The sequence below is a fragment of the Mucilaginibacter sp. P4_E8 genome (genome assembly GCF_056401495.1).
Genome location: NZ_JBFUJG010000327.1, coordinates 1 through 2,067 on the forward strand (window position 1 = coordinate 1; position 2,067 = coordinate 2,067).

2 protein-coding genes are annotated in these 2,067 nt (G+C 33.3%); one reads left to right on the forward strand and one right to left on the reverse strand.

The window, feature by feature from the left end; translation table 11 throughout:
- Positions 1-300: 300 nt before the first annotated feature.
- The gene (locus tag AC1DRQ_RS31025) at positions 301-642 is read left to right on the forward strand and encodes a helix-turn-helix domain-containing protein (protein ID WP_429401343.1); all 342 of its coding nucleotides are present in this window, start codon (positions 301-303) and stop codon (positions 640-642) included.
- Between the two features lie 577 nt (positions 643-1,219).
- On the opposite strand, the gene AC1DRQ_RS31030 is transcribed toward AC1DRQ_RS31025, so the two are convergent.
- Positions 1,220-2,067, reverse strand: an 848-nt coding sequence (locus AC1DRQ_RS31030; RefSeq protein ID WP_477429911.1) for an ATP-grasp fold amidoligase family protein, incomplete at its 5' end; no start/stop codon positions are given.

The following is a 2,067-nucleotide window of genomic DNA, read 5'->3' on the forward strand; positions in this document are numbered from 1 at the left end:
GCTCAATAGCGATTAAATCTCCCCGTAAGTAAATTAATAAATTTTAATATATTTAATTAACTTTAAGTTAAATATTGTACAAATAAGACCATGCAGGTCTTTTCTGATAATTCAACGTATTTCCTCTTTGCAAATTAATGAGGTGTTTCTTGAATTTTATGGTGAAATTAGTTGAAATGAAATAGCTTATTTAAACAGACATGATGGCTATGGTCATAACCCAGGAATTTTTTGTATATTATTATAAATTAAAAAAGTGATTTAATAATATTTTTTATCAATTTCTGTTATTTTAGTAAGATGTATACAATAGGCAAAAAGATCAAATATCTGCGCTTTCAGAGAGGATGGAGCCAGGAGGATGTTGCAAAACGTGCGGATATTTCTATTCTGGCTTTATCAAAGATTGAAACTGGGCTAACCGATATTAATCTATCAAAACTTGAACGCCTGGCTGTTTTATTTGAAATGTCTGTAATTCAGTTAATTACATTGGAGGAGGTTAAGTCAGGTTCCGGACATATGGATGAATTGGAGATGGCTAATAGACGCCTGATGGACCAGGAAGCTGAAATTATAGATCTGCAAAAAAAGATAATTGAATTGTTTGAAGAGTTGCGGCGTTCCAAAGCGACAGCATAAGTAATGCATATATATGCTTACTGATAAAATTCTGCTCTTAAGTTTCGGAAGTACATAAATGAGTCGGGGAATTTTTTGCCTTTCTGCAATGCGTTTGGTAGGTAATAGGGTGCTGATTATAAGCGCTGTCTGAGAGTCTTTCTTGCCAGCCGGTTGGCCAATGCAGTGAAACTTTTAAACTCACTGAAAACAGGGTAATCTAAGCTTAAATATAAAAAAAGGGAGAAAAGCACCCCTGCTAATCTCCCCACTATTAATTAAAAATAACCCACTTTTAGGTAGATTATATTTATCTAAACAATATGTGTGCCTAACTCGTAATTAGGTGTAAAAAATGTACTCAATATATGCTCAATAATCATTCAGCTTCAGAATTAGGTAGTTAAGTATTATTATGTATTTTTAAATATTCTTATTTGTTGTATGTTTTTTTATAATGTGTCATTGATGCTACTTTTTTAGGACACATTGGCTTTTATTTGGATACATTGTATAACAATGATAACAAGGTAAACGCTCCATGAAAATTAGTCTTTTAACAGAAACAATTCTGCAAAGTCTGTTTGTTTAAAATAAGTTAAATGTAGCCGTTGCAATATTTATCCCAATAACTAAGCATTAGCTTTTTACCAAAGCTTGTAAAGTTCATTCCCATGGATGGCGTAGGTGTAAATTCACCAAAAACACAGCCTTTCCGGGTAGCATATAAATCAATCCGCACAAACATATCGTAGCTTTTGCTCAAAGTTTTAGCTGTTTTAACCATTTCTTTAAAACAAGCGGGGGCCTGCTGATTAAGTTTGGGCTTATAATTAAATTGTACTTTTTTTACCAGGTTCCAATCCTCATCATAAAATGCACCAAATCCGCTTTTAGGGCTTAATCTGTTAATGACATATAAGCATGCTATTTCGCCATTGAAACAATAAAATTTATAGTCTGTAAGTATGGCATGATTTCCTTCCTCGTTCTGTAAAAACTCTTCAACTAAAAATTCAAGATTTTGATTTTTAGTTACTTCCCGTTTCATGATAGCTCTTATTTCTTCGTGTGTGTATTGTTTTTTATCAAAAAGATTTTGCCCGTTATCCATAACAAATACATAATTGCAAGAATGGCCTATGGTAGGGCGAATAACATAATAGGGTGGAAGTTTTGAAAAATCAAGGTTTTCAACATCGGCACCTTTCCAGTATAAATCCGGCACCTGGCACCCATGCATTTGGGCAAATTCACGTGCATTATATTTATTGCTTAATTTTCTTTGCCAGTACGGAGCTGCTTTCCATTTTTCAATGCAATCGTGCTGACTCATAGGCATATTTCTTATTTGTTCGGCCTGTGAATCATTCCAAAATGTCTCGTATCTTTTTTTTATCCTTTTTGAAAACTGTCCATGGTTTCTCAGATAATGAACAATACGAT